Raw genomic sequence first — 26218 nt, forward strand, 5'->3', positions numbered from 1 at the left:
TGTCTCAGGACTCGCGCAGCGAGCGGCCGGTCTTGGTGAGGAAGACGTCGTCGAGGCTGGGGCGGTGCAGCTCGATGGAGCTCATGGCCAGCCCGGCGTGGTCGAGCCGGCGCAGGATCTGCGGGATGGCGGTGGCGCCCTCGTCGACGTAGAGGCGCAGCCCACCCTCGTCGGTGGTCTCCAGCTTGTTGAGGTATTCCTCGCCGTCGAGGAGTTGGGCGGCCTGCGGGGTGCTCGCCAGGTCCAGGCCGACGAACACCACGTCCCCGGAGATCTCCCGCTTCAGCTCGGCGGGGGTACCCTCGGCGACCACCTCGCCGTGGTCCATGATCGCGATCCGGTCGCAGAGCGCGTCGGCCTCGTCGAGGTAGTGGGTGGTGATGAAGACGGTCATCCCCTCGGTACGCAGCCGGCGGATCTCGTCCCACATGTGCGCGCGGCTCTGCGGGTCGAGGCCGGTGGTCGGCTCGTCCAGAAAGACGATCTTCGGCTCGTGGATGATGCCGAGGGCGATCTCCACCCGTCGCCGCTGACCCCCCGAGTAGGTCTTGCACTTGCGGTCGGCGTACTCGGTGAGCTGGAAGGCCTCCAGGGCGCGGACGGCGCGGCGGTGTGCTTCGGCCTTGCCGATGCCGTACATCCGGGCGTGCAGGACGAGTTCCTCGCGGGCGGTGCTCTCGTCCCAGGTGCTGCCGCCCTGGGCCACGTAGCCGATCCGGCGGCGCACCTCGGCCGGGTCCTTGCGCAGGTCGGCGCCCGCGATGGTGGCCTCGCCCCCGTCGGGCTCGATGAGCGTGGCGAGCATTCGCAGGGTGGTGGTCTTGCCGGCGCCGTTGGGGCCGAGGAAGCCGAAGATCTCCCCCGCCTTGACCTGAAGGTTCACCCCCCGGACGGCGTCGACCGTTTTCGTCTCCCGACCTTGCCGGGAGCGGAACGACTTCCGCAGCCCCCTGGTCTCGATCATTTCTGCTCCTGGTCGTCCGGGCCGGGTCGTGCCGGCCGCTCTCTGCCCCGAGGCACCGTGCGGCGCACTCCCCACCATCGGGTCGGGAGCAGGCTAACGCGATATAGCTTCTATGGTCAACTTTGATTATTACTTTTCCGGTCGGACGGCGAACCACCATCGGTCCAGCCGGGCCAGACGTCCGCCCCGGCCAGCCCAGCAGGCAGGTACGACACCCCCGAGTCGATCCGGTCGGCGATCCGCCCGCACCACGCCATCTCCGCCTCGGCCCGGGCCAACCACAGCTCGAACATCCAGGCCACGTGCACCGGCCTGCTGTTGCGTGCCCAGTCGGAGTCCAACGAGGCACGCATCCACTCGACACCGGCACGCAGCAGGTTCGCCCGGTTGCGCAGCGCCGCCGCCGCCTCCTCGCGGGGCATCGCCGGCAGGAACGAGAAGGCCGCCGCGAACGGGTCCGGCACCTCGTGCAGCTGCCACCACTGCGCCCGCAGCAACGTCTCGAACTCCTCGTCCCCCTTGGGCGTCACCTCGTACGTGGTACGCGCCGGACGGGCCCCGACCTGCTCGGTCGCGACCGTCCGCAACAGCCCCTCCTCGGCCAGCTTGCGCAACGCGTGGTAGATCGAGCCGGGCTGCACGTTCGCCCACTTGTCGGCACCCCAGCTCAACAGCTCGCGGCGCACGTCGTAGCCGTGCACGGGCTGCATCCACCGGACCAGCCCCAGGATCATCATCCGAGTCGCAGACACCGCACAAGCGTAATAGCCAAGTTTGACTAACCCATCGGGCCACAGTGCGACATCCCACACTGAATGATCGTTAGGGGGCCTCCGGGCTGCCGATACACTCCCGAGGCAACGACCCCGGGAGGAGCACCAGGTGCGCAAGGTACTCATCGCGAACCGTGGCGAGATCGCCGTCCGCGTCATCCGGGCCTGTCGCGACGCCGGTCTGGGCAGCGTCGCCGTCTACGCCGACTCCGACCGGGACGCCCTGCACGCCACCCTCGCCGACGAGGCGTACGCCCTGGGCGGCGACACCGCCGCCGACAGCTACCTGCGCATCGACAAGCTGATCGAGGTGGCCCGGCGGGCCGGCGCGGACGCCGTACACCCGGGTTACGGCTTCCTCTCCGAGAACGCCGACTTCGCCCAGGCCGTGCTGGACGCGGGCCTGACCTGGATCGGCCCGACCCCGCAGGCGATCCGCGACCTCGGCGACAAGGTCACCGCCCGGCACATCGCCCAGCGGGCCGGCGCACCCCTGGTCCCCGGCACCGCCGACCCGGTCGCCGACGCCGACGAGGTGACCGCCTTCGCCGTGGAGCACGGCCTGCCGGTCGCCATCAAGGCCGCCTTCGGCGGGGGTGGGCGGGGCCTCAAGGTGGCCCGCACCCTGGAGGAGATCCCGCACCTGTTCGAGTCGGCCACCCGGGAGGCGGTCGCCGCGTTCGGGCGTGGCGAGTGCTTCGTCGAGCGCTACCTCGACCAGCCCCGGCACGTCGAGGCGCAGGTCCTGGCCGACCGGCACGGCAACGTCATCGTGGTCGGCACCCGGGACTGCTCCCTGCAACGCCGGCACCAGAAGCTGGTCGAGGAGGCCCCCGCGCCGTTCCTCACCGACGCGCAGCGCCGGCAGATCCACGACAGCGCCAAGGCGATCTGCCGGGAGGCCGGCTACCACGGCGCCGGCACGGTGGAATACCTGGTCGGCGCGGACGGCACCATCTCCTTCCTGGAGGTCAACACCCGGCTCCAGGTGGAACACCCGGTCACCGAGGAGACCGCCGGCGTCGACCTCGTCCGCGAGCAGTTCCGGATCGCCGACGGCGAGAAGCTGCGGCTCACCGCGGACCCGACCCCCCGTGGGCACGCCATCGAGTTCCGGATCAACGGCGAGGACCCGGGCCGCAACTTCCTGCCCGCCCCCGGCACCATCACCGCGCTGCGCCTGCCCACCGGCCCCGGAGTCCGGGTCGACACCGGGGTGAGCGCGGGCGACGTGATCGGTGGCAACTTCGACTCGCTGCTGGCCAAGGTGATCGTCACCGGCGAGACCCGGGACGAGGCGATCGAGCGGGCCCGCCGGGTGCTCGACGAGATGGTCGTCGAGGGGATGGCCACCGCGCTGCCGTTCCACCGCCTCGTCGTCCGCGACCCGGCGTTCACCAGCGAGCCGTTCACCGTGCACACCCGGTGGATCGAGACCGAGTTCGACAACACCGTCCCGGCGTTCACCCCGACCGCCGCCCCCGCCGAGACGGCGGCGGCACGCGAGACCGTCGTGGTCGAGGTGGGCGGCAAGCGGCTGGAGGTCACCCTCCCCGCCGGCCTCACCGGGGGTACGACCACCGCCGCCCCCGCTGCCCGCCGGCCGGCCCGTCGCGGCAGCGGCACCGGCACGGGTACGGCGGTCAGCGGCGACGCGCTCACCTCCCCCATGCAGGGCACCATCGTCAAGATCGCCGTCGCGGACGGGGACACCGTCGCCGAGGGGGACCTGGTGGTCGTCCTGGAGGCGATGAAGATGGAGCAGCCGTTGCACGCCCACAAGGCGGGCACGGTCGCCGGGCTCGCCGCCGAGGTCGGTGCGGTGCTCACCGCCGGAGCGGCGATCTGCACCATCTCCTGAGCCGCTTCACGACCCCGCCGTCGGTTCCGTCCTTTCGCCGTACCCCCTGGTGGGCCGACGGATCCCCGGTCTCCCACCGCCGGACGGCTCCCGCAGCGGTGGGGTGGTGTGAGCCACCGACGGCGGCGGGACGGGCCGGAAGCGGGAATGATGGTCGGGTGAGGTTCCTTCATGGCGCGGTGCCCGCGCACGACCTGACCTACAACGACGTCTTCATGGCGCCGGCCCGCTCCGAGGTGGGTTCGCGCCTCGACGTCGACCTGTCCACCGGTGACGGCACCGGCACCACCATCCCGCTGGTGGTGGCGAACATGACGGCGGTGGCCGGCCGCCGGATGGCCGAGACGGTCGCCCGACGCGGCGCGATCGCGGTCATCCCGCAGGACATCCCGATCGAGGTGGTCGCCACCGTGGTCGAGTGGGTCAAGCAGCGGCACCTGGTGCACGACACCCCGATCACGCTGGGCCCGACCGACACCGTCGGCGACGCCATCCACCTGCTGCCCAAGAAGTCGCACGGCGCGGTGGTGGTGGTCGACGAGGCCGGCCGCCCGGTGGGGGTGGTCACCGAGGCGGACACCCACGAGGTGGACCGGTTCGCCCAGCTCCAGCACGTGATGTCGACGGAGCTGCACACCGTGCCGGCCGACGCCGACCCGCGTACCGGATTCGAACGGCTCAACGCGGGACGGCGGCGACTGGCCCCGGTGGTCGACGACGACGGCCGCCTGGTCGGGGTGCTCACCCGGCAGGGTGCGCTGCGGGCCACCCTCTACAAGCCGGCCGTCGACGACCGGGGGCGGCTACGCATCGCGGCGGCCGTCGGCATCAACGGCGACGTCACCGGCAAGGCCGAGGCGCTGCTCGCGGCGGGGGTCGACACCCTGGTGGTGGACACCGCGCACGGGCACCAGGAACGGATGATCTCCGCGCTGCGGGCGGTCCGCAAGCTCGACCCGCCGGTCCCCGTGGCGGCCGGCAACGTGGTCACCGCCGAGGGGGTACGCGACCTGGTCGAGGCCGGCGCGGACATCGTCAAGGTCGGGGTGGGCCCGGGGGCGATGTGCACCACCCGGATGATGACCGGGGTCGGCCGGCCGCAGTTCTCCGCCGTGCTGGACTGCGCGGCGGCGGCCCGCGCCCTCGGCCGGCACGTCTGGGCCGACGGCGGGGTACGCCACCCCCGGGACGTGGCGCTGGCGTTGGCCGCCGGAGCGTCCAACGTGATGGTGGGCTCCTGGTTCGCCGGCACCTACGAGTCGCCCGGTGACCTCTACACCGAGCCGGACGGGCGGCGCTACAAGGAGAGCTTCGGGATGGCCTCGTCGCGGGCCGTCAGCGCCCGGACCGCCGAGGACAGCGCCTTCGACCGGGCCCGGAAGGCGATCTTCGAGGAGGGCATCTCCACCGCCCGGATGTACCTGGACCCGGCCCGTCCCGGCGTCGAGGACCTGATCGACGAGATCATCTCCGGGGTACGCAGCGCCTGCACCTACGCCGGCGCCCGCACCCTGGACGAGTTCCACGAGCGCGCCCTGGTCGGCGTCCAGAGTCACGCCGGCTACACCGAAGGCATGCCCCTCCCCACCAGCTGGTAACTCCCCCTCCCACACCCCCGCCCTTGCCCCGCCCCGTCCCGCCCGCTCCCGTCCCGCCCCGTCCCGCCCCGGTGATCAAGAGGTTTACGTCACCCGCGCCCCACCAGCTGACGCTTTCCTCTTGATCACCGCCCAGCAACCCGCCCCGCCTCGGTGATCAAGAGGTTTACGTCATCCATCCCCCACCAGCTGACGCTTTCCTCTTGATCACCGCACCAATCACCCCACCGGCGCCGGTGATCAAGGGATTTGCGTCAGATTATCGCGCCGAGTTGACGTAAACCTCTGATCACCGGGGCAAGACGGGGCGGGAGCGGACGGGGCGAGACGGGGACCGGGGGCGGAGACGGGGACCGGAGGCCTGGGTGAGACGGGCGGGGGTGGGGAGGGTCAGGGTGGGGGGAAGAGGCGGCGGATGACGGTGCGGGCGGCGGCGCGGGGGTCGGCCTCGACGTCGGGGGGTAGTGCGCCGGAGAGCCAGAGGGTGGCGAAGCCATGCACGATCGACCAGGCGGCCAGCGCGTCCGTGCGCGCTTCGCCCGGTTCGGCCCGGTCGGGCGGTAGGGTCGCCACGCCGGTGTGCAGCGCCGCGCCGGCCCGTTCCCGGGCGGCCCGGACCTCGGGGGCGTCGGCCCGGTAGAGGTCGGGTCGGAACATCACCTCGAAGTGCGCGCGGTGACGGACGGCGAAGTCCACGTACGCCACGCCCACGTCGAGCAGGTCGTCGCCGGCTACGGTCAGGGCGGCGGCGAGCAGGTCGAACCCCTCGACGGCGAGGGCGGTGAGCAGTCCCGCCTTGTCGCCGAAGTGGTGGGTCGGTGCGGCGTGGGAGACGCCGGTACGGCGGGCGAGGTCGCGCAGGCTCAGGGCCGCCGGCCCGGCTTCCTCGATCGCCGCAACGGCCGCCTGGAGCAGGACGCGGGGCAGGTCGCCGTGGTGGTAGGGCCGGGTGACGGTCATGACACCAGAATAACTTTGCATTGACAAGAAGGCCATCGGCGATCCAATCTTGTCAGCATAAAGATTTGCGACCAAGGAGGCATCCATGGTTCCGTTCATCGCTCTGCTCGTCGGCACCGTCGCCGCACGCCTGGCCGGACTGGCCGGCGTGGACGCGCTCGACGGCTGGCACCCCGCACTCCGTGTCGGGCTGGCACTACTGTTCATCATGACCGGTTTCGCCCACTTCGTCTCGCCCCGTCGGGAGGATCTGATCGCCATGGTTCCGCCCCGGCTACCCCGACCCGGCACGCTGGTCACCGTCACCGGGGTGCTGGAACTGGCCGGCGCGGTCGGGCTGCTGATCCCGGCCACCGCCCGTCCGGCCGCCGCCGGGTTGGCGCTGCTGATGGTGGCGATGTTCCCCGCGAACGTCTCGGCGGCCCGGCGACGCCTGACCCTGGCGGGCCGCCCGGTCACCCCGCTCGGCATCCGTACGGCGATGCAGATTCTCTACGTCGGCACCGCGTTGACCATTCTGTTTGGCCCCTGACGATTTGGGGGCTAACATACTCAGCGTGCAGAGGGAACCACTCATCGTCTTTCCCGCCGTGCTCCGTGACGTGCCGCTCGGGCGACTGCTGTCAGTCGCCGGCCACCTCGTCGACCAGCACTGGGGTCGATACCTGGCCGAGCACCACGGCCTGACCCCGGCCGGGATGCGGGTGCTGTTCACCCTGAACCACCTCGACGACGCCACCCACCGGGACGTCGCCGACCGCTGCTTCGTCCGGCCCGCCACCCTCACCGGGATCGTCGACACCCTCGAACGGGACGGCTTCGTCGAGCGTCACCGCGACGACGCCGACCGGCGCAGCGTACGACTGGCGCTGACCGACAAGGGGCGGGAACACCTCCGTTCCCTGGCCGGCCGGATGCGCACCGACACCCCGCTCACCTCCGTCGACGCCGACCCGGCCCGACGTGAGGTGATCCGGGATTTCCTGATCGAGGTCATCACGACCATGTCCGACGGGGAGGACAAGAGGTTGACAACAACACAGGACCAGGAATCGACCGACCACCCGAAGCCCGGGAGCCATCCGTGCTGATCAGCCTGCTGCGCCGCTACCTGCGGCCCTACCACCGGCCGCTGGGCTTGGTGGTGCTGCTCCAGTTCGTCGGCACGATGGCCTCGCTCTACCTGCCGAGCCTCAACGCCGACATCATCGACCTGGGGGTGGCCCGGGGCGACACCGACTACATCATCCGTACCGGCGGCTGGATGCTGCTGGTCAGCCTGGTCCAGATCGCCTGCTCGGTGACCGCTGTCTACTTCGGCGCGCGGACCGCGATGGCCTTCGGCCGGGACGTCCGCGCGGCGATCTTCGGGCAGGTCAACCGGTTCTCCGCCCGCGAGGTGGCCCGCTTCGGCGCGCCCTCGCTGATCACCCGCAACACCAACGACGTGCAGCAGGTGCAGATGCTCGTGCTGATGAGCTGCACCATGCTGGTCGCCGCCCCGATCATGAGCATCGGCGGGGTGGTGATGGCGCTGCGGGAGGACATCGGCCTGTCCTGGCTGATGCTGGTCAGCGTGCCGGTGCTCGCCGTCGCGCTCGGCCTGGTCATCCGCCGGATGGTGCCCGGTTTCCGGCTCATGCAGACCCGGATCGACACGGTCAACCGGGTGCTCCGCGAGCAGATCACCGGCATCCGGGTGGTCCGGGCGTTCGTCCGCGAGCCGTACGAGACGCAGCGGTTCGGGGTGGCCAACGCCGACCTGACCGCCACCGCCCTGCGGGTCGGCCGGCTGATGGCGCTGATCTTCCCGGTGGTGATGCTGGTGCTCAACGTCTCCAGCGTCGCCGTGCTGTGGTTCGGGGCGCAGCGGGTCGACTCCGGGCAGATCCAGATCGGTGCGCTGACCGCCTTCCTGGCGTATCTGATGCAGATCCTGATGGCCGTCATGATGGCCACCTTCATGCTGATGATGGTGCCGCGCGCGGCGGTCTGCGCGGAACGCGTCACCGAGGTCCTGGACACAGAGTCCACTGTGGTGCCACCGACCGACCCGGTCACCCGGGTGGACGGGCACGGTGAGTTGGAGCTGCGCGGGGTGGCCTTCCAGTATCCGGGGGCCAGCGCGCCGGTGCTGCACGACATCTCGTTCCGGGCCACCCCGGGGCGGACCACCGCCGTGATCGGCTCGACCGGCGCCGGCAAGACCACCCTGCTGACCCTCATCCCCCGGCTGGTCGACCCGACCGCCGGCACGGTGCTGGTCGACGGGGTCGACGTCCGCGAGCTGGCCCCGGAGGAGCTGTGGCGGCGGATCGGCCTGGTGCCCCAGAAGCCGTACCTGTTCACCGGCACGGTGGCCAGCAACCTGCGCTACGGCAACCCCGACGCCACCGACGAGGAACTGTGGACGGCGTTGGAGATCGCCCAGGCCCGCGACTTCGTGGCCCAGATGCCCGGTGGTCTCGACGCGGCGATCGCGCAGGGCGGCACGAACGTCTCCGGCGGGCAGCGGCAACGCCTCGCCATCGCGCGGGCACTCGTCCGTAAGCCGGAGATCTACCTGTTCGACGACTCGTTCTCGGCGCTCGACCTGGGCACCGACGCCCGGTTGCGGGCCGCGCTGCGCCCGGTCACCGCCGACGCCGCAGTGGTGATCGTGGCCCAGCGGGTCTCCACCATCATCGACGCCGACCAGATCATCGTGTTGGAGGACGGAGGCGTGGTCGGGATGGGCCGACACGACGAGCTGCTCGACACCTGCCCGACGTACGCCGAGATCGTGGCGTCGCAGCAGACGGCGGGGGTGCCGGCATGACCGCCGTACCCGAGCAGAAGAAGGCCCCGGAGGAGACCACGCCGAAGCGGCTGCCGGCGGCCGGCCGGCGCACCGGCGGCCCGCCGTGGATGAGCGCCGGCATGCCGGCGGAGAAGTCGATGAACTTCGGGCCGTCGGCCCGCCGGCTGCTCGGCCGGCTGCGACCGCACCGGGTCACCTTGACGGGCATCATCGCCCTGGCGGTGACCAGCGTCGGGTTCGGCGTGATCGGGCCGAAGATCCTCGGCCACGCCACCGACATCATCTTCGCCGGGGTGATCGGCCGGCAGTTGCCGGCGGGCAGCACCGTCGACCAGGCGGTCTCCGGGATGCGGGCCGCCGGCAACGACAACCTCGCCGACATGGTCGCCCGGATGGACGTGGTCCCCGGGGCAGGCATCGACTTCGACGCCCTCGGCCGGACCCTGCTGTTCGCCCTCGGTCTGTACGTGGTCGCCAGCCTGCTGATGTGGTGGCAGGGCTGGCTGCTCAATGGGGTCGTGCAGGCCACCGTGCTGCGGCTGCGCGCCGAGGTGGAGGAGAAGCTCAACCGGCTGCCGCTGCCCTACTTCGACAGGCAGCCGCGCGGTGAGCTGCTCAGCCGGGTCACCAACGACATCGACAACATCTCGCAGACCCTGTCGCAGACGCTGAGCCAGCTGCTCACCTCGCTGCTGACCGTGGTCGGCGTGCTGGCGATGATGTTCTGGATCTCGCCGCTGCTGGCGCTGGTCGCACTGGTCGCGGTGCCGCTGTCGGTGATCGTGACGCAGCAGATCGCCAAGCGGTCGCAGCGGAAGTTCATCGCCCAGTGGACCCACACCGGCGAGCTGAACGGCCAGATCGAGGAGGCGTTCACCGGGCACGAGCTGGTCAAGGTCTTCGGCCGCTCGCCGGAGGTGGAGGCCAGCTTCCACGCCAAGAACGAGGAACTGTTCCGGGCCAGCTTCGGCGCGCAGTTCATCTCCGGGATCATCATGCCGGCGATGATGTTCGTCGGGAACCTCAGCTACGTGGCGATCGCCGTGGTCGGTGGGCTGCGGGTGGCCTCCGGGTCGATGAGCCTCGGTGACGTGCAGGCGTTCATCCAGTACTCGCGGCAGTTCACCCAGCCGCTGACCCAGGTCGCCTCGATGGCGAACCTGCTCCAGTCCGGGGTGGCCTCCGCCGAGCGGGTCTTCGCCGTGCTCGACGCCGACGAGCAGAGCCCCGACCCGGCCACCCCGGCCCGGGTCGTCGAACCGCACGGCCGGGTCGAGTTCGAGAACATCTCCTTCCGGTACGACCCGGAGACGCCGCTGATCGACGACCTGTCCCTGGTCGCCGAACCCGGTCACACCGTGGCGATCGTCGGCCCGACCGGCGCCGGCAAGACCACCCTGGTCAACCTGGTGATGCGCTTCTACGAACTGGACGCCGGGCGGATCACCCTCGACGGGGTGGATATCACCACGCTGCGCCGCGACGACCTGCGCGGCCGGATCGGCATGGTGCTCCAGGACACCTGGCTGTTCGGCGGCACCATCCGGGACAACATCGCCTACGGCCGGCCGGACGCCACCGAGGAGGAGATCCTCGCCGCCGCGCGGGCCACCTTCGTGGACCGGTTCGTCCGTAGCCTCCCCGACGGGTACGACACCGTCATCGACGAGGAGGGCAGCAACGTCAGCGCCGGGGAGAAGCAGCTCATCACCATCGCGCGGGCGTTCCTGGCCGAGCCGTCGCTGCTGATCCTGGACGAGGCGACCAGCTCGGTGGACACCCGTACCGAGGTGCTGCTGCAACGGGCGATGGCGGCGCTGCGGTCGGACCGGACCAGCTTCGTCATCGCGCACCGGCTGTCCACCATCCGCGACGCCCACCTGATCCTGATGATGGAGAACGGGCGGATCGTCGAGCAGGGCACCCACCAGCAACTGCTCGCCGCGCGGGGCGCGTACCACCGGCTCTACCAGGCGCAGTTCGCCGCGGCGGTGGTCGACGACGAGGCCGAGCCGGCAGCGGCGGCACCGGCCCGGGGCTGAGTGACAGACGGTGCGGGGGCCGGGGCGTCGTGCCCCGGTCCCCGCACCGTCAGCCGGCCGGGAGCAGCTGCGCCGAGCGGGCCGCCACCACCGCGCCGATCAGCCGCACCGCGTCCACCCCCGGCATCGGGTCGAGGCTGCGACCGTCGCGCAGCCGCAGGGCGACCGCGTCGTCGGCCGCCTCCCGGGCCCCGACCACCCCGACGTACGGCACCCGGCGGCGGGCCGCGTCGCGGACCCGGGCACCCAGCGAGCCGCCCGCGTCCACCTCGACCCGCAGCCCGGCGTCGACCGCCCGGCGGGCCACCCGGTCCACCGCACCGGACTGCCCGGCGTCGACCGGCAGGAGCAGCAGCTGCACCGGGGCGTACCAGGGCGGAAACGCGCCCTCGTGCTCCTCGATCAGATAGGCGAACAGCCGTTCCATGCTCCCGACCAGGCTGCGGTGCACCAGCACCGGCCGTTGCCGGGCACCCGCCGCATCGGTGTACGACAGGTCGAACTTCTCCGGTTTGTCGAAGTCGATCTGCACGGTGGAGATGGTCGACTCCCGGCCGGACGGGTCGACGATCTGGATGTCGATCTTCGGGCCGTAGAACGCGGCCTCGCCGGGTGCCTCCTCGTGCTCCACCCCGTCGAGCGCGGCGCGCAGCAGTTCCTCGGCGCGGGCCCAGGACGCGTCGTCCCCGACGTACCTCGCACCCGGCCCGCGCAGCGACAACCGGAACCCGGCCGGGCGGACGCCGAGCGCCGCGTGCGCCTGGCGGATCAACCGTAGGATCTCCCGGACCTCGTCGCCGACCTGCTCCAGGGTGCAGAAGTTGTGCGCGTCGTTGAGCGAGATGGCCCGCACCCGGGCCAGCCCGCCGAGCACCCCGGACCGTTCCGCCCGGTACATCCCGCCCAGCTCGCCGACCCGTAGCGGCAGCTCCCGGTAGGAGCGGCCCCGGGCCCGGTAGACCAGGGCGTGGTGCGGGCAGAGCGCCGGCCGGAGCAGCAACTCGTCGTCGCCCATCCGCATCGGCGGGAACATCTCGTCGGCGAAGTGGCCGAGGTGCCCGGACAGCGCGAACAGCTCGCGCCTGCCCAGCGGCGGGGAGTAGACGTGCTGGTAGCCGGCCCGGCGTTCCAACTCGCGGACGTACTCCTCGACGGCGTGCCGGGCCGCCGCGCCGGCCGGCAGCCAGATCGGCAGCCCGGCGCCCGCCAGCGGGTCGGAGACGAACAGGTCCAGTTCGCGGCCGAGCCTACGGTGGTCGATCATGTCGCGCTCCTTGATCGGGTACGACCCGGAGGCGACCGTGCCCGCGACGCCACGAGGCCCCGGGCGGATCGCCCGGGGCCTCGTCGACGGTGAACGTCAGTGCGGCACGCCGGGATCTCCCGGCGTCGTGGTCACCACGGCACTGCGCATGCGGTCACCGTACGACCTCCGCGACGCCCGGCGCGACCGTATTCTCCGCGCTGTCCAGCGCGGGCGTGCAGCACAGGCAGTGACGCGTGGCACCCGTCGGTGCCGGAAAGGGGGAGGGTCGCCGGCACGGGACCTGCCGGCGACCCTCGGCGGCCCGCTCGTCAGGAACGGGGGACCTGACGGTGTGGGGGCCGCGTACTCAACGGTACGCCGACGCCCTCCGCTTCGCCGACCCCCTCCCGCCGGCCGCGCCGGACGGCAGCCGTCGTGCGGCGGGCGGCACACCACCCTGGTGTGCGCAGCCACGCGGTCACCGACGGTGGCCGTGGCCAGCGCGACCAGCCCGGTCTCCGGTGCGGGAAACCTCGGCAAGCCCATAAGGATCGCTTATATTTGGCAGGTGTGGGACGGCAGGCTGCATCCCGAGGTGGAGGCGTGGTTCCTCGACCTGTGCCGCGTCGATCCGGCCAGCGCGGATCTGGTGGGTGAGGCCATCGACCTGCTCGCCGAGCACGGCCCGGCGCTGGGACGTCCACTGGTGGACCGGCTCAAGGCAGATCGTTCCATCACATGAAAGAGCTGCCACCAGGGTCGAGTGGCACCACGGAGATCAGGATGATCGTCGCCTTCGATCCGCTACGTGAGGCGGTCTTCCTGGCCGCCGGCGACAAGTCGGGTCAGTAGCAGAGCTGGTACCGGAAGGCCGTGCCGCTCGCCGACACAAGGTTCGAGGAACACCTGATCGCACTTAAGGAAGCGCGACGATGAGCAACGGTTCCGATTGGCGTGAGGTCAGGGCCAAGGCGCGTGAGATCGACCCATCCTGGGACGACCCCGAGCGGGTCACCCGTCGTGGTCGGTTCCGGGAAAGGATGCTCGCCTCCGTCAGCGGCGCGCAACTGGCCGACATCCGCCGGCAGCTCGGCATGACCCAACAACAGCTCGCCGAGGCCGCCGGCCTGTCCCAGGCCCGAATCAGCCAGATCGAGAACGGCGAGCACACCAGCCTGGAATCGCTCCGCGCCTATGTCACCGGCCTCGGCGGCCAGGTGGACGTGGTCGCCCGCATCGGAAACATCCGGCTCAACGTGGCCTGACCGCACGCCGTCCCGGCCCGGGTCGGATATCGGCCGGAGCACGACCGACGCCCGACCCGGGCCAGGGGGTCATTCGAGTTCGTGGAGCATGAGCTGGCGGGCGGCCTCGGTGATCGAACCGGACAGGCTCGGGTAGATCGTGATGGTCTGGGCCAGTTCGTTGACGGTGAGGTTGTTCTCGATCGCCATGGTGATCGGCAGGATCAGCTCGCTGGCCTTGGGGGCCACCACCACGCCGCCGACCACCTGCCCGGTGGACGGGCGGCAGAACAGCTTGACGAACCCGTCGGCCAGGTCGTCCATCTTGGCGCGGGCGTTGCCGGTCAGCGGCAGCATCACCTGACGGGCCAGGGTACGGCCGGAATCCGCCTCGTCCTGGGAGACGCCGACGGTGGCCAGCTCCGGGTCGGTGAACACGTTCGCGGCGACGGTACGCAGCCGCAGCGGCCGGACCGCCTCGCCGAGGGCGTGCCACATCGCGATCCGGCCCTGCATGGCGGCGACGCTGGCCAACGGCAGGACCCCGGTGCAGTCGCCGGCGGCGTAGATGCCGGGGACGTTGGTACGCGACACCCGGTCGACGGTGACGTAGCCGCCCTTGGCCAGCTCGACGCCGTACTCGGCGAGCCCGAGGTCGGCGGTGTTCGGGATCGAGCCGACGGCGATCAGGGCGTGCGAACCGGTCACCACCCGGCCGTCGGAGAGGACCACCTCGACGCCGTCGCCGACGCGTCGGACCGCGTCCGCCCGGGAGTTGTTGAGGATGCTCATGCCCCGGCTGCGGAAGACCTGCTCGATGGCCATCGCCGCGTCGGCGTCCTCGTGCGGCATCACCCGGTCCCGGCTGGAGACCAGCGTCACCTCGACCCCCATCGCCTGGTAGGCGCTGGCGAACTCGGCACCGGTGACGCCCGACCCCACCACGATCAGGTGGGTGGGCAGCTCGGGCAGGTCGTACACCTGCCGCCAGGTGAGGATCCGTTCCCCGTCGGGCAGCGCGGTGGGGAGCTGACGCGGGGTGGCACCGGTGGCGATCAGCACGGTGGAGGCGTCGATCGGGTATTCCCCGCCGCCGTCGGCGGGGGTGACGACGACCCGGTGGGTGTGACCGAGAGTGTCCTCACCGAGCCGGGCGGTGCCGGCGACGAAGGTCACACCCGCTTTGATCAGCTTGGTGTGGATGTCGGCGGACTGGGCCAGGGCGAGCCGCTTCACCCGCTCGTGCACGGCCCGCGCGTCGACGGTGACCGCCTCCAGGCCGTCGGAGTGGATGCCGAACTCCTCGGTGTCCCGGTAGCCGGTCACCACCTCCGAGCTGGCGATGAAGGTCTTCGACGGGACGCAGTCGGAGAGCACGCAGGCCCCCCCGGCGCCCTCGGCCTCCACCACGGTGACGTCGGCGTCCAGCTGCGCGGCGACCAGGGCCGCCTCGTAGCCGGCCGGCCCCCCGCCGATGATCACGATGTGGCTCACAGCCCTCGCCCTTCCTCGGTGCTCATAGTGACTTTCTTCTCCCGAACCCGTCCGACACGCACTGTCGTATTCTCCCCCACCCGTCCGCCGGGCTATCGTCATCGCCGTGCGTCACTACGCGGCCTACGGCTCAAACCTGGACCCCGCCCGGATGCGGGCCTACTGCCCGCATTCGCCCATGGTGGGCGTCGGCTGGCTGGAGGGGTGGCGGCTGACCTTCGCCGGTGAGGACGTGATCGGCTGGGAGGGTTCCGTCAGCACCGTGGTCGAGTCCCCGGGCGACCGGGTCTTCGTGGCGCTGTACGACATCGACCCGTACGACGCCGCCCAGCTCGACGAGTTGGAGGGCGTCACCGCCGGCACGTACCGCAAGCTCACCGTGCGGGTATCGACGCTGGACGGGGACGTGACCGCCTGGGTGTACGTCTTCGACGGCTACGAGGGTGGCCTGCCGACCGCCTGGTACCTGTCGGAGATCGCCAACGCCGCCGAGAAGGCGGGCGCGCCCGACGACTACGTCTCCGAGCTGCGGTCCCGCCCCACCGGCACCGCCTCGGCGTAACGCGTATCGCACCCGTCCAGTGTGCTCCCGGCGGCGGGACCACCCGACGGCGACCCCGCCGGGCGTCACCCGGCACACACCGGGGCCGGCTGCCGACAGCCGGGCCAGCGAGGGCAGCCGGGCCCGCCGATGGCAGCCGGCATACACCTGGCCCGTTGACGGCAGCCGGCCCGTACCGGGTCGGCGTGCTCAGGCGGCGGGCACGCTCCGCTCGTACAGGTCGATCCAGCGGGTCTCGTGCAGCCCGACCGAGCGGTAGAGGGTGACCGGGGTGGTCGGGTTGGCCAGGTCGAAGCCGAGCCCGGCGTGGCCCCGGCCCTTGGCCGCGTAGACCGCGAACGCCCGCCGCAGCAGTGCCGCCCCGACCCCGCGCCGCCGGTACGCGGGCAGCACCGACAGTGTGCGTACCCAGCCCATGTCCTGCTCCAGCGCCTGGTCCGACGAGTTGAGCGCGCCGGCCGGCTCGCCGTCGACCTCGGCGATGAACCACTCGTCCCAGACCCGCCCGCCGTCGGTGAGTCGGTCCCGCCAGCCCTCGAACCCGGCCGGCTCGTAGTCCGGGGTGTCCCGGAAGGCGGTGTCGTGGATGTGGTGGAACAACCGCAGGTCGGCCTCGTCACCGGCGTGCAGCGGCCGGACGGTCACCCCGGGCGGGGGCGGCGGCTCGGCGGGCAGGTCGGCCAGCGACCGGCTCATCCGCACGTACCGTTTGGCCCGGGTGAACCCGGCGGCGGTCAGCTCGCCGGCCCAGCGGGTCTCCGGCGCGCAGACAGCGGCGCGGGCGGTGAGCGCGGGCCGGCCCCGCTCGGTGGCGCGTTCGGCGACCCGGTGCAGCATCCGGTCGAGCAGCACGGCCCGCAGCGCCGTCGCATGCTCCGGGTCGACGAAGACGTCGAGGTACTCGCGGCCCACCCCGGTCGGGTTGTCGACCACGCTCCAGCCGACCACCCGCTGATCAGGATCGGTCAGCACCCAGGAGTCCTGCTGCGGGTCGAAGAACGGCGCGGTCAGCGCGGCCCGGACGTCGTCGGCGTCGAAGTCGGGGTGGCCGATGGCGAACGTGTCGGCGGCGTGCACCACGGCGAGCAGCGCGGGCACGTCGTCCAGGGTGGGGCGGCGGGCGGTCCAGCCGGCGGGGAGCGTCACACCGCAGATCCTGGCAGCCCGCCCACCGCTGCGCCGCCGATTTTCCGGGCCGCCGGCCGGTCAGGCCGGGCCGGGACCGCCAGCCGCCCGGCGGAGTGGGGCCGGACCGGCAGCCGCCCGGCCGCGTCGGGCCGGGCCGCCGTCGGACGGTCCCCGGTCGGCAGGTCAGCCGTCCGCGTCGGCGCGGAGCCGGGCCCGCACGTCGGTGAGCAACGCGATCAGTTCCCGACCCTCGGCCGGGCGCAGCGCCCGGAAACCGGCCGAGGCCAACCGGTCGGTCACCGCCTCGGCCCAGAGCCGCCGCCGCACCAGCGGCCCGACCGGCGGGTACGGCGGGGACCACCCGCACGCCGCCGCCCCGGCCTCCCCCTCCGGCCCGGCCAGCACCGCCTCCAGCGGGGTCATCCCGGCGGCCCGCACGGCGAGCAGGTAGGCCCCGGTGAAGTGTTCCCGCAGCAGCAGGAGCGCCACGGCGGCCCGGGCACCCTCGGCGTGCACGGGCAGCGGCATCGCCCGCCAGGCGGCGAACAGCGGCATGCCTGTCGCGTCGGCGGCGGCCACCACCCGTTCCAGCAGGGCGGTCAACCGGGGTGTGCCGGGCAGGTCGTCGAGATGCTGGGCGCCCCACCGGCAGCACTCGGTCAGGTGGGCGGTGGCCACCTCCAGCGGCCGGACCACCCGCACGGCGGTGTCCCAGCCGTCGGCGACCGCCTCCGGGGCGAGGAAGCCGAGCGCCGCCGCCACCGTCTCGGCCCGGATGTCGCCCAGTGCGCCGGCCCGCCCGGTGACATAGAACGCCCAGCTCGGGATGCCCATCGTCCTGGCCCGGCGCAGGGTCCCCGGGCAGCGGCTGAACAACTCCCCCAGCTCCAGCACGGCGGGTTTGCTCCCGGCGGCCACCTGTTCCGGCGTCATCCCGCACGCCCGTAACACGCATTCATCGCGTTCAGTCTGCCTCCTCACCGCCCGCCGTGGGGTCCGCCTCTTCGGCGTCCACCGCCTCGATCGCCCCCTCGACCTCACCGGTGCGGCGGCGGGCCGCGGTGAGCGTCCGCTCGGCCGCCCGGCGGGCCAGTTTCGCCCGGCTCAGCTCCTGTTCGGCGACGGCCCGACGACGCTCCAGTTCGGCCAGTTCCCCCTCGATCCGGTCGAGCGCCGCGACGCTGTCCCGCTCGGCCGTGGCCGTGCCGTCCAGCTCCCGTTCGGCCTGCCGCTGGGCGGCCCGGGCCGCCGCCAGCTCCCGGTCCAGCGCACGGCGACGCTTCGCCCGTTCGGCCCGCGCCGCCAGCCGCTCGGCACGGGCCTGTCGCGCACCGCCCCGGTCGGTCTCCCGCTGCGGTACGACGTCCGCCGCACCGCCACCGGGGGGCTCCGCCACGCCACCGGTGACCAGTCGCAGTTGGGGACGGGGCACCTCGCCGAATCCGGAGTGGTGCACCGCCCGCAGCAGCCGTCCGGTGCGGACCTGTTCGGCGACTGCGGTGTCGGCGAGTGCGGCGTGCAGCGTGGCCTCGACCTCGGCCAGCGGCAGCCGGGCGGCCGGCGGCGCGTCGGGCCGGCCGGCGGCGATCCGGCGTACCTCGGCGACCAGGGCGGCGACCAGTTCCCGCCGCTGGGCGGACAGTTCGCGCAGGCGGGGGCCCTTGAGGTCACGCTGGGCGGTGCGTAGCGCCTCGGCCAGCGGCCCGAGGTCGGCGACCAGTTCGGGGCGGTCCAGGGCGAGCAGGTTCACCAGCCAGGCCGCCACCGTGGGCCGTTTCCAGCCGGCGATTCGCCGGGCGGTGGCCGGGTCGCCGGCCCGGCGGGCCTCGGCGACGGCGGCGTCCCGGGCGGCGACGAACCGGTCGGGCGGGGTGCGGTAGAGCTGCCGGACCAGCTCGGACTCGTCGACGGCCACGACTCAGACGTCGATCCGGCTGCCCGGCTCCAGCCGCTGGTAGTCGGTCCGTGACAGTGCCGTGTACTGCCGGTCGAGCACGCCGTAGCCGTTGTCGTTGAGCAACGCGTCGTGCAGGGCGTACGCCCGGCGCGGGGCGACCGCCCGGATGAAGTCGACCACCTCGGAGAACTTCGACCAGGGCGCGTGGATCGGGGCGAAGAGCGTCTGCACCTCGACGCCGGTGGGGACGTACAGCGCGTCGCCGGGGTGGTAGACCGTGTCGTCGAACAGGTAGCCGACGTTCTCCACCACCGAGATGTCGGGGTGGATGACGGCGTGCCGGCCGCCGACGGCACGCACCGGGATGCCGGCGGCGGTGAACGTGTCGCCCGGGGCGACCGGGGTGAGCGCCTGCGCCGCGTCGCCGAGCACCGCCCCGAGCGCGGCCGGCCCGTACACCGGCAGTGGTGCCCGGTCCAGCCGCCGGGTGAGCGCGGCGACGTCGAGGTGGTCGGGATGTTCGTGGGTGACCAGCACCGCGTCCGCCCCGTCCAGCGCCGCCGCCTCGCTGAACACGCCGGGGTCGACGACCAGCACCGCCCCGTCGCGTTCGATGCGGAGGCAGGAGTGCGTGTACTTGGTGAGCCGCATCGTGACTCCTCGAATATCGAATCGTGATCTCCTCAGCGCAGTCTGCCGGAACCGGGGCGGCTGTGCGCCGCGTCCGAGCTAACGCCCCGCGACCGGGGCGCGGACGACGACGGGAGCGGGGATGACACTGAGGACGGCGGGAACCGGGGCGCGGGCCCTGGCGGCGATGGGGTTGGCGGCGCTGCTGCTGGCCGGGTGCGGGGCGGCCGACCGCGACGGCAGTTCGGCCGGTTCCGCGCCACAGGAGAAGGCACCGGCGCAGGGGGCGCCGGGTGGGGCGGCGCCGGACCGCGACGCGGCTGCGGGACAGGCCGGTACGGGCGCTGCCGACCTGCGGGTCGACCAACGGGCGATCATCTACACCGGAACGATGCGGGTGCAGGTGGACGACGTGGAGGCGGCGGCCCGACGGGCGGTGGCGGCGGTCACCGCGACCGGCGGGTTCGTCGGCGGGGACCAGCGGCGCAGTGTCTCGGCGTCCGCGCAGGCGGAACTGGAGTTGCGGGTGCCGGCGGCGAAGTTCACCGCGCTCGTCGACGAGTTGGCCACCTACGGCCGGCAGCAGCGCCGCGAGATCCGTACCCAGGACGTCACCGAGGAGACCGTCGACCTGGACGCCCGGATCACCACCCAGCGGGCCCGGGTGGACAGTGCCCGCCGGCTGCTGGCGCGGGCCGACACGGTGGCCGAACTGGTCTCGCTGGAGAACGAGGTGAGTCGTCGGGAGGCGGACCTGGCCTCGCTGGAGGCGAAGAAGCGTCGGCTGGCCGACCTGACGGCGCTCTCCACGGTCACGGTGACCTTCGTCGGCCGGGACGCCTCGACGGCCGACGACGAGCAGGCCGAGGACCGGACCGGCTTCATGGTGGGTCTGCGCGGCGGCTGGACCGTCTTCCTCGCCTCGATGGGCGTGCTGCTCACCGTGCTCGGGGCGCTGCTGCCCTGGCTGCTGCTCATCGGGGTGCCGGTGACGGTGGCCGTGGTGCTGCTGCGTCGGCGACGCCGTCAGCGGCGGCCCGCGCCGCCGGTGGGACCGGTCGGCGGGGGCCACCCGCCCATGGGACCGGGCGGGGGCCACCCACCGGCGCCTAGCGGACCGCCGCCAGTGCCCGCAACGCGGTCTGCACCATGAGCCGTACCCCGACCGGGACGGCCCGCTCGTCGACGTCGAACGACGCGCGGTGCAGGTCGACGGTGGGGCCGCCGACCCGGCCGACGCCGAGCCGGGCCAGCGCGCCGGGAACGTGTTCGAGATACCAGGAGAAGTCCTCGCCGCCCATGCTCTGCGGGGTCTCCGCGATGCCTTCCGGGCCGAGCGCGGCGGCGGTGGCGGCGGTGAGGATGCCGATGGCGCGGGCGTCGTTGCTGACCGGTGGCCGGCCCCGCAGGTATTCCAGGTCGACGGTGGCGCCGGTGGGCGCGATGACGTCCCGGACGACCTGAGCGACGATCTGGGGGGCCTGCTCCCAGGTGTCGCGGTCCATCACCCGCAGGGTGCCGGCCGCGCACGCCTCGGACGGGATGACGTTGTACCGGGTGCCGGCCGAGGCGTGGCCGAACACCAGCAGCAGCCCGCTGTTGGCCGGCACCCGGCGGTTGACCAGGGCCGGAACCTCGGTGACCAGGCGGCCGAGTGCGTCGACCAGGTCGACTGTCAGGTGCGGGCGGGCGGTGTGCCCGCCGGGCCCGGTGAGTTTCACGGTGACGTTGTCGGCCGCCGCGGTGATCGGACCGACCCGCAGCCCCACCTTGCCCACCGGCTGGTTGGGGTCGCAGTGCAGGGCGAAGATCTGCACGACGTCATCCAGACCACCGGCCTCGATGACCTCCAGCGAGCCGCAGGGCAGGATCTCCTCGGCCGGCTGGAAGATGAGCCGGACCCGGCCGTCGAGCTGGCCTGAGTCGGCGAGCTGGGCCAGCAGCATGCCGACGCCGAGCAGAACTGCGGTGTGCACGTCGTGACCGCAGGCGTGGCAGACCCCCTCCACGGTGGACCGGTAGGGGACCTCCTTGACGTCGGTCAGCGGCAACGCGTCGATGTCGGCGCGGAGCGCGACGATCGGGCCGTCCGGCCGCCCGTCGATGTCGCAGATCACCCCGTTGCCCTTGGGCAGCAGTCGGGGGTGCAGCCCGGCGAGGGTGAGTTCCCGGGCGATCAGCGCGGCCGTCTCGAACTCCTCCCCGGACAGTTCCGGGTGGGAGTGGAGGTGGCGGCGGGTGGCGATCAGACCGGGTACCCGCAGCGCGAGCAGGTGATCCAGATCGTGGGGCAGGGGCTGGGACCCGGACGGCGCCTCCGGCCAGGACGACGCCAGCTGGCTGCCGTTCGGCAGCGTCAACGCACTCGTCACGTCGAATTCTCGATCACTAGAAATGGATGGATCTTCGGGGAGGACAGCAGACAGCCTAGACCTCCGATGGTGACGCTGCGCAACCTCGTTACGGTAGCGATCAGAGCGCACAGCGTCACGTAAGCCCTGGTGGGAGGGCTCGAATATCTGCGGGATAGCAGGTAGATCGCGGTCGGACGCCGTCATCTGCCCCCCACCTCCTACAACGCGTAACCGATTGGGCGGTCGCGAAATCGGCATCGATCCGGGGCCGTCGTATCCGAATTGTCGCATTCGTCGCCCCGGTTGGCCGCCGCTCCGACAATTAGCCGACGCCGCCGGGTGATCAACCGACTCCCGACGGTGACACACCGTCTCCGGGCCCGCCCGGACATGCTGTCCGTCCCGTTCACCTGCCCGGACTTACCCACGAACCACGCACCGCACGCCCCGGTCAGGCGGGCCGCCCACCAGGCGGGCGAACCGACCGGCACAGCACCGCCAGACTGTCACCGACGGTAGCCCCACGGGCGTCGGGTGGCGACCCCTAGCGGCCCCGACCGGACGACGACGGCGACCCCTGCCGGCAGCGGACTGCCGGCGGAGGTCGCCGTGCGGATCAGCGTCGGGGGTCGGCCCGTCCGCCGGGTCGCGGGCGGCGCGCCGACCCGGGACCGTGGTGGTCCGACCAAGATCAGAAGCGGTCGCTCGGGCGGTACGTCCCCCAGACCTGGCGCAGCGTGCCGCAGACCTCGCCCACCGTGGCACGGGCCCGCAGCGCCTCCTTCATCGGGTAGAGCACGTTCTCGTCGCCCTCGGCGGCGGTCCGCAGCTCGGCCAGGGCCCGTTCGACCGCCGCGCCGTCCCGCTCGGCCCGCAGCCGGGCCAGCCGCTCCGCCTGGGTCGCCTCGATCGTCGGATCCACCCGCAGCGGCTCGTACGGCTCCTCGGTGTCGATCTGGAACCGGTTCAGCCCGACCACGACCCGCTCCCCCGCGTCGATCTGCTGGGCGAACCGGTAGGCCGACTGCTCGATCTCCCGCTTCTGGAACCCGGCCTCGATCGCGTCCACCGCCGAACCGTGGTCGAAGACCCGGTCCATCAGGTCGTTGACCGCCGTCTCGATCTCGGCGGTCATCGCCTCCACCACGTACGACCCGGCGAACGGGTCGACGGTGGCGGTCAGGTCCGTCTCGTACGCCAGCACCTGCTGGGTGCGCAGCGCCAGCCGGGCGGCCTTCTCGGTGGGCAGCGCGATCGCCTCGTCGAAGCTGTTGGTGTGCAGTGACTGGGTGCCGCCGAGCACCGCGGCGAGCCCCTGGATCGCCACCCGGACCAGGTTCACCTCGGGCTGCTGGGCGGTGAGCTGCACCCCCGCCGTCTGGGTGTGGAACCGCAGCATCATCGACTTCGGGTCCTTCGCGCCGAAGTCGTCACGCAGCAGCCGGGCCCAGATCCGCCGGGCGGCGCGGAACTTCGCGACCTCCTCCAGCAGGGTGGTGCGGGCCACGAAGAAGAACGACAGCCGGGGGGCGAAGTCGTCCACCGCCAGCCCGGCGGCCAGTGCGGCCCGGACGTACTCCACGCCGTTGGCCAGGGTGAACGCGATCTCCTGCGCGGGCGTCGCACCGGCTTCGGCCATGTGGTAGCCGGAGATGGAGATGGTGTTCCACTTCGGCACCTCCTTGCGGCAGTACGCGAAGGTGTCGGCGACCAGCCGCAGCGACGGCTTCGGCGGGAAGATGTACGTCCCCCGGGCGATGTACTCCTTGAGGATGTCGTTCTGGATGGTGCCGTTGAGCGCCGATCCCGACAGGCCGTTCTCCTCGGCGACGAGCTGGTAGAGCAGCAGCAGCACCGAGCCGGGCGCGTTGATGGTCATCGAGGTGGAGACCTTGTCCAGCGGGATGCCGGCGAAGAGCAGCCGCATGTCCTCGATGGAGTCGATCGCCACCCCGACCTTGCCCACCTCGCCGTGAGCGATGGCGTCGTCGGAGTCGTAGCCCATCTGGGTGGGCAGGTCGAAGGCGACCGACAGGCCCATCGTGCCGGCCTTCAGCAGCTGGTGGTAGCGCGCGTTGGACTCGGTGGCGGTGCCGAAGCCGGCGTACTGCCGCATCGTCCACGGCCGGGAGGTGTACATCGTCGGGTAGACCCCGCGGGCGTACGGGTAACGACCCGGCTCGCCCAGGCGGGAGTCCAGCTCCGGGGGGAGGTCCGCGGCCGTGTACACACCCTTGATGGCGAACCCCGACTCGCTCGCCCGCGCTTCACTCATCCACGGATGGTAGGACGCGGGGGGCCGTCGGTGGGGTGAGGGATGGCGCACATCTCGGTTCGGCATCGGTCGACGGGAGGTGAACGGCCAGGTACACACCGTTCGACCCGGGGGTGGGTACGGTCGGATAGCACAAAGGTCCGCCGCGTCGGGTTTCGCATCGGGCGTCGGAACCAGCAAGATAGAGAGGTTGTGTCCCAGCCCCCTCGACTTTCCCGGTGGCTTTTCCTGTGACTCAGATCCCGACGTGGAGCGGCGGACCAGTGAGTCCTCCCAACGGACGCGCAGCACCCGGCACCACCATCGGCGGCCGGTACGAGTTGCGCTCCTCGGTGGGCAACGGCGGCATGGGCACGGTCTGGCGCGCGACAGACACCCTGCTGCGACGTGACGTGGCGGTCAAGGAGGTCGTCCTGCCGCCGGGGCTGGCCCCCAGCGACCGGGATGCAATGTACGAACGCACCCTGCGCGAGGCGCGCGCCGCCGCCGCGATCCAGCACCCGGCCGTGGTCCAGGTGTACGACGTGGTCACCGAGGGTGGCCGGCCGTGGATCGTGATGGAGCTGCTGGACGCCCGCAGCCTCGCCGACATGGTGATCGAGGACGGCCCGGTGGCCGGGCGCGCGGTCGCCAAGATCGGCATCGCGCTGCTCGGCGCGCTGGAGGTGGCGCACGCCAACGGGGTGCTGCACCGCGACGTCAAGCCGGCGAACGTGCTGATCTGCACCGACGGCCGCTGCGTGCTGACCGACTTCGGGGTGGCCCGGATGCCCACCGACGTCCAGCTCACCACTCCCGGGATGGTGCTCGGCTCGCCGCACTTCATCTCCCCCGAGCGCGCCATGGGGCAGGATTTCGGGCCGCCCAGCGACCTGTTCTCGCTCGGCGTGACCCTCTACACGGCGGTCGAGGGGCGTCCCCCGTTCGACAAGGGCGACCCGATCGAGACCATGCATGCGGTCGTCGAGGATCCGCCGGCCACCCCGCAGCGCAGCGGCCCGCTGACCCGGGTGCTGATGGGCCTGCTGGAGAAGGACCCGGCCCGCCGGCTCGACGTGCACACCGCGCGGGCGATGCTGCGCGAACTCCTCGCCGGCCCGCTGACCAGCACGGCGACGGCGGTCAACTCGATCACCGACCCGTACTCGGTGGTGCCGGTGCAGCGTCCGTCGACGCCGCCGGCCATCGCCGCGCCGCCGGCGGAGTCGAAGCCGAGCGGGCAGATCGGCGGGCGGGCGATGCTGGCCGCCGGTGAGTCGCTGACCGACCGGCTGGCGAAGCTGCGCCGGGGTGAACGCCCCGAGCCGGTGGCGACCTCGTCCGCCGCCGCCCTCGACGACACCAGCGCCGACGCGCTCGCCGGCCCGCTGCACACCCCGACCGGCGCGATGCCGCCGCCGACCGCCGGCGCGTTGCCGACCGGGCCGACCGCCGGGACGTACGGCAGGACCGAGGCCACCCAGCGGATCACCCCGGACGCCACCCAGCGGATCGCTCCGGGCACCCCGGAGGCCACCCAGCGCATCGGTGGCGGCACCACCGACGCCACCCAGCGGATCGGCACGGACGCCCCGGGCGGCCGGCCCGCCTACGGGGCGGCGGAGCCGACCCAGGCCATCTACGGTGGGAACGCCGAGCCGACCCAGGCGGTGTACGGCGGGCAGTGGTCCATCCCCGGCACCGGCCAGTCGTGGACGTCGCCGCCCCCGCCGCCGGCCGGGGCCGACGGTGGCGCGCTCGGCCGGGCGAAGGGCGCCGGCGGTCGACTGGTCGGCACGGTGAAGGGCTGGCCCCGCAAGCTCCAGCTCGCGGCGGCCGGCGGTGTGGCCGTGGTGCTGCTGATCGGCGCGGTGGCGCTGTTCAGCGGCGGTGACCCGGAGCCGACCCCGCCCCCGCAGGCGGGCCCGAGCGCACCCACCGCCGGGGGCGGTTCGCTGCCGCCGATGCAGGAGCACAGCGCCCGGGGCATCCGGGTGAACGTGCCGAAGGGCTGGCAACGGGCGACCGGCGGGGTCTACATCGACTACGTCGACCCGCAGGACAAGGGCCGCAAGGTGCGCATCCTCACCGAGAAGTTCGGCAGTTCCTCGACCCGCTGGGCCGAGGTGGCGGCGGACAACCTCCGCAAACCGAAGAGTTCCTGTGCAAAGCCTTACGAGCAGCTGGCGATGGGCGAGAAGGACCTGGCGGGCAAGTCGGCCGCCGAGTTCGAGTACACCTGCGGTGAGGGCGACGACAAGCGGCACGGGGTCTGGCGCGGGGTGGTGCACGAGGGGAAGGTCTACTCGTTCTACCTCACCGCGAGCGACGCCAAGTTCGCCGAGAGCAAGCCGATCTTCGACGAGATGGTCAAGTCGTTCCAGCTCACCGGGTCGAGCTGAGCCGGCTCC

General features: G+C 72.3%; 22 protein-coding genes. 11 read left to right on the forward strand and 11 right to left on the reverse strand.

What is annotated here, in order from left to right:
• Nucleotides 1-4: 4 nt before the first annotated feature.
• Together ACN267_RS20040 and ACN267_RS20045 are read right to left on the reverse strand one after the other, a co-directional pair.
• Nucleotides 5-964 carry an ATP-binding cassette domain-containing protein gene (locus tag ACN267_RS20040; RefSeq protein WP_204956417.1) on the reverse strand — a complete coding sequence of 320 codons (960 nt, stop codon included), beginning with the start codon at nt 962-964 and terminating at the stop codon, nt 5-7.
• A 116-nt stretch (nt 965-1080) separates the two neighbouring features.
• On the reverse strand, nt 1081-1701 hold the full coding sequence (locus ACN267_RS20045; RefSeq protein WP_204957250.1) for a PadR family transcriptional regulator: 621 nt from the start codon (nt 1699-1701) through the stop codon (nt 1081-1083).
• Between the two features lie 145 nt (nt 1702-1846).
• On the opposite strand from ACN267_RS20045, the gene ACN267_RS20050 reads away from it, so the two are divergent.
• Nucleotides 1847-3598, forward strand: coding sequence for an acetyl/propionyl/methylcrotonyl-CoA carboxylase subunit alpha (locus tag ACN267_RS20050; RefSeq protein ID WP_421489350.1), 1752 nt, complete (start codon nt 1847-1849; stop codon nt 3596-3598).
• A gap of 158 nt (nt 3599-3756) precedes the next feature.
• Nucleotides 3757-5196: a GuaB1 family IMP dehydrogenase-related protein gene (locus ACN267_RS20055; protein WP_204956415.1), complete on the forward strand. Its 1440-nt coding sequence runs from the start codon at nt 3757-3759 to the stop codon at nt 5194-5196.
• Between the two features lie 390 nt (nt 5197-5586).
• Here ACN267_RS20055 and ACN267_RS20060 read toward each other — a convergent pair whose 3' ends face one another.
• Complete coding sequence (locus tag ACN267_RS20060) at nt 5587-6156, reverse strand: TetR/AcrR family transcriptional regulator (RefSeq protein WP_421489351.1); 570 nt, start codon at nt 6154-6156, stop codon at nt 5587-5589.
• Nucleotides 6157-6241: 85 nt separating this feature from the next.
• Here ACN267_RS20060 and ACN267_RS20065 point away from each other — a divergent pair, with 85 nt between their 5' ends.
• Genes ACN267_RS20065 through ACN267_RS20080 form a run of 4 tightly spaced genes read left to right on the forward strand, consistent with a single transcriptional unit; the run spans nt 6242 to nt 10998 of the window.
• The gene (locus ACN267_RS20065; RefSeq protein WP_204956413.1) at nt 6242-6688 is read left to right on the forward strand and encodes a DoxX family protein; all 447 of its coding nucleotides are present in this window, start codon (nt 6242-6244) and stop codon (nt 6686-6688) included.
• Nucleotides 6689-6713: 25 nt separating this feature from the next.
• Nucleotides 6714-7247 carry a MarR family winged helix-turn-helix transcriptional regulator gene (locus ACN267_RS20070; protein WP_204956412.1) on the forward strand — a complete coding sequence of 178 codons (534 nt, stop codon included), beginning with the start codon at nt 6714-6716 and terminating at the stop codon, nt 7245-7247.
• The gene (locus ACN267_RS20075) at nt 7241-8974 is read left to right on the forward strand and encodes an ABC transporter ATP-binding protein (protein ID WP_204956411.1); all 1734 of its coding nucleotides are present in this window, start codon (nt 7241-7243) and stop codon (nt 8972-8974) included. The genes ACN267_RS20070 and ACN267_RS20075 overlap by 7 nt, the downstream gene beginning before the upstream one ends.
• Entirely contained in the window at nt 8971-10998 is a 2028-nt protein-coding gene (locus ACN267_RS20080; RefSeq protein WP_421489352.1) for an ABC transporter ATP-binding protein, read from the forward strand. The genes ACN267_RS20075 and ACN267_RS20080 overlap by 4 nt, the downstream gene beginning before the upstream one ends.
• A gap of 49 nt (nt 10999-11047) precedes the next feature.
• On the opposite strand, the gene thrS is transcribed toward ACN267_RS20080, so the two are convergent.
• Nucleotides 11048-12262 (reverse strand): threonine--tRNA ligase, encoded by a 1215-nt coding sequence (thrS, locus tag ACN267_RS20085; RefSeq protein WP_421489353.1) that lies wholly within the window; start codon nt 12260-12262, stop codon nt 11048-11050.
• A 442-nt stretch (nt 12263-12704) separates the two neighbouring features.
• Here thrS and ACN267_RS20090 point away from each other — a divergent pair, with 442 nt between their 5' ends.
• Together ACN267_RS20090 and ACN267_RS20095 are read left to right on the forward strand one after the other, a co-directional pair.
• The gene (locus ACN267_RS20090) at nt 12705-12986 is read left to right on the forward strand and encodes a hypothetical protein (protein WP_421489354.1); all 282 of its coding nucleotides are present in this window, start codon (nt 12705-12707) and stop codon (nt 12984-12986) included.
• Nucleotides 12987-13176: 190 nt separating this feature from the next.
• Nucleotides 13177-13509 carry a helix-turn-helix domain-containing protein gene (locus ACN267_RS20095; protein WP_088643940.1) on the forward strand — a complete coding sequence of 111 codons (333 nt, stop codon included), beginning with the start codon at nt 13177-13179 and terminating at the stop codon, nt 13507-13509.
• 69 nt (nt 13510-13578) lie between these two features.
• Here ACN267_RS20095 and ACN267_RS20100 read toward each other — a convergent pair whose 3' ends face one another.
• On the reverse strand, nt 13579-14982 hold the full coding sequence (locus tag ACN267_RS20100; protein ID WP_204956408.1) for an NAD(P)H-quinone dehydrogenase: 1404 nt from the start codon (nt 14980-14982) through the stop codon (nt 13579-13581).
• A 106-nt stretch (nt 14983-15088) separates the two neighbouring features.
• Between ACN267_RS20100 and ACN267_RS20105 the strand changes: the two genes are divergently transcribed.
• Complete coding sequence (locus ACN267_RS20105) at nt 15089-15544, forward strand: gamma-glutamylcyclotransferase (RefSeq protein WP_067304651.1); 456 nt, start codon at nt 15089-15091, stop codon at nt 15542-15544.
• 189 nt (nt 15545-15733) lie between these two features.
• Here ACN267_RS20105 and ACN267_RS20110 read toward each other — a convergent pair whose 3' ends face one another.
• The 4 genes from ACN267_RS20110 to ACN267_RS20125 all read right to left on the reverse strand — a co-directional run bounded on the left by ACN267_RS20110 (nt 15734) and on the right by ACN267_RS20125 (nt 19220).
• Nucleotides 15734-16690: a GNAT family N-acetyltransferase gene (locus ACN267_RS20110; protein WP_204956407.1), complete on the reverse strand. Its 957-nt coding sequence runs from the start codon at nt 16688-16690 to the stop codon at nt 15734-15736.
• Nucleotides 16691-16855: 165 nt separating this feature from the next.
• On the reverse strand, nt 16856-17605 hold the full coding sequence (locus ACN267_RS20115) for an SCO6745 family protein (RefSeq protein WP_204956406.1): 750 nt from the start codon (nt 17603-17605) through the stop codon (nt 16856-16858).
• Between the two features lie 31 nt (nt 17606-17636).
• Nucleotides 17637-18587 carry a hypothetical protein gene (locus tag ACN267_RS20120; protein WP_421489355.1) on the reverse strand — a complete coding sequence of 317 codons (951 nt, stop codon included), beginning with the start codon at nt 18585-18587 and terminating at the stop codon, nt 17637-17639.
• Between the two features lie 3 nt (nt 18588-18590).
• Nucleotides 18591-19220, reverse strand: coding sequence for an MBL fold metallo-hydrolase (locus ACN267_RS20125; protein WP_421489356.1), 630 nt, complete (start codon nt 19218-19220; stop codon nt 18591-18593).
• Nucleotides 19221-19341: 121 nt separating this feature from the next.
• Here ACN267_RS20125 and ACN267_RS20130 point away from each other — a divergent pair, with 121 nt between their 5' ends.
• Entirely contained in the window at nt 19342-20352 is a 1011-nt protein-coding gene (locus ACN267_RS20130; protein WP_421489357.1) for a DUF4349 domain-containing protein, read from the forward strand.
• Here the strand turns inward: ACN267_RS20130 and ACN267_RS20135 are convergent.
• Both ACN267_RS20135 and ACN267_RS20140 read right to left on the reverse strand, forming a co-directional pair.
• A complete protein-coding gene (locus ACN267_RS20135) occupies nt 20309-21571 on the reverse strand; it encodes an amidohydrolase (protein WP_204956403.1) in 1263 nt (420 codons plus the stop codon). The genes ACN267_RS20130 and ACN267_RS20135 overlap by 44 nt on opposite strands.
• 673 nt (nt 21572-22244) lie before the next feature.
• A complete protein-coding gene (locus ACN267_RS20140) occupies nt 22245-23828 on the reverse strand; it encodes an acyl-CoA mutase large subunit family protein (RefSeq protein WP_204956402.1) in 1584 nt (527 codons plus the stop codon).
• A gap of 230 nt (nt 23829-24058) precedes the next feature.
• On the opposite strand from ACN267_RS20140, the gene ACN267_RS20145 reads away from it, so the two are divergent.
• Nucleotides 24059-26209, forward strand: coding sequence for a protein kinase domain-containing protein (locus ACN267_RS20145; protein WP_421490457.1), 2151 nt, complete (start codon nt 24059-24061; stop codon nt 26207-26209).
• The last annotated feature ends 9 nt before the right edge of the window (nt 26210-26218 follow it).

Source organism: Micromonospora sp. WMMD734, from assembly GCF_049178975.1.
In the GTDB taxonomy this organism is placed as follows: domain Bacteria; phylum Actinomycetota; class Actinomycetes; order Mycobacteriales; family Micromonosporaceae; genus Micromonospora; species Micromonospora wenchangensis.

Bases quoted from the DNA above. Each gene is read 5' to 3' on its own strand.
- ACN267_RS20040 (WP_204956417.1), bottom strand. From the start codon at position 964: ATGATCGAGACCAGGGGGCTGCGGAAGTCGTTCCGCTCCCGGCAAGGT.
- ACN267_RS20045 (WP_204957250.1), bottom strand. From the start codon at position 1,701: ATGATGATCCTGGGGCTGGTCCGGTGGATGCAGCCCGTGCACGGCTAC.
- ACN267_RS20060 (WP_421489351.1), bottom strand. From the start codon at position 6,156: ATGACCGTCACCCGGCCCTACCACCACGGCGACCTGCCCCGCGTCCTG.
- ACN267_RS20065 (WP_204956413.1), top strand. From the start codon at position 6,242: ATGGTTCCGTTCATCGCTCTGCTCGTCGGCACCGTCGCCGCACGCCTG.
- ACN267_RS20080 (WP_421489352.1), top strand. From the start codon at position 8,971: ATGACCGCCGTACCCGAGCAGAAGAAGGCCCCGGAGGAGACCACGCCG.
- thrS (WP_421489353.1), bottom strand. From the start codon at position 12,262: ATGATCGACCACCGTAGGCTCGGCCGCGAACTGGACCTGTTCGTCTCC.
- ACN267_RS20095 (WP_088643940.1), top strand. From the start codon at position 13,177: ATGAGCAACGGTTCCGATTGGCGTGAGGTCAGGGCCAAGGCGCGTGAG.
- ACN267_RS20115 (WP_204956406.1), bottom strand. From the start codon at position 17,605: ATGACGCCGGAACAGGTGGCCGCCGGGAGCAAACCCGCCGTGCTGGAG.
- ACN267_RS20125 (WP_421489356.1), bottom strand. From the start codon at position 19,220: ATGCGGCTCACCAAGTACACGCACTCCTGCCTCCGCATCGAACGCGAC.
- ACN267_RS20130 (WP_421489357.1), top strand. From the start codon at position 19,342: ATGACACTGAGGACGGCGGGAACCGGGGCGCGGGCCCTGGCGGCGATG.
- ACN267_RS20140 (WP_204956402.1), bottom strand. From the start codon at position 23,828: ATGAGTGAAGCGCGGGCGAGCGAGTCGGGGTTCGCCATCAAGGGTGTG.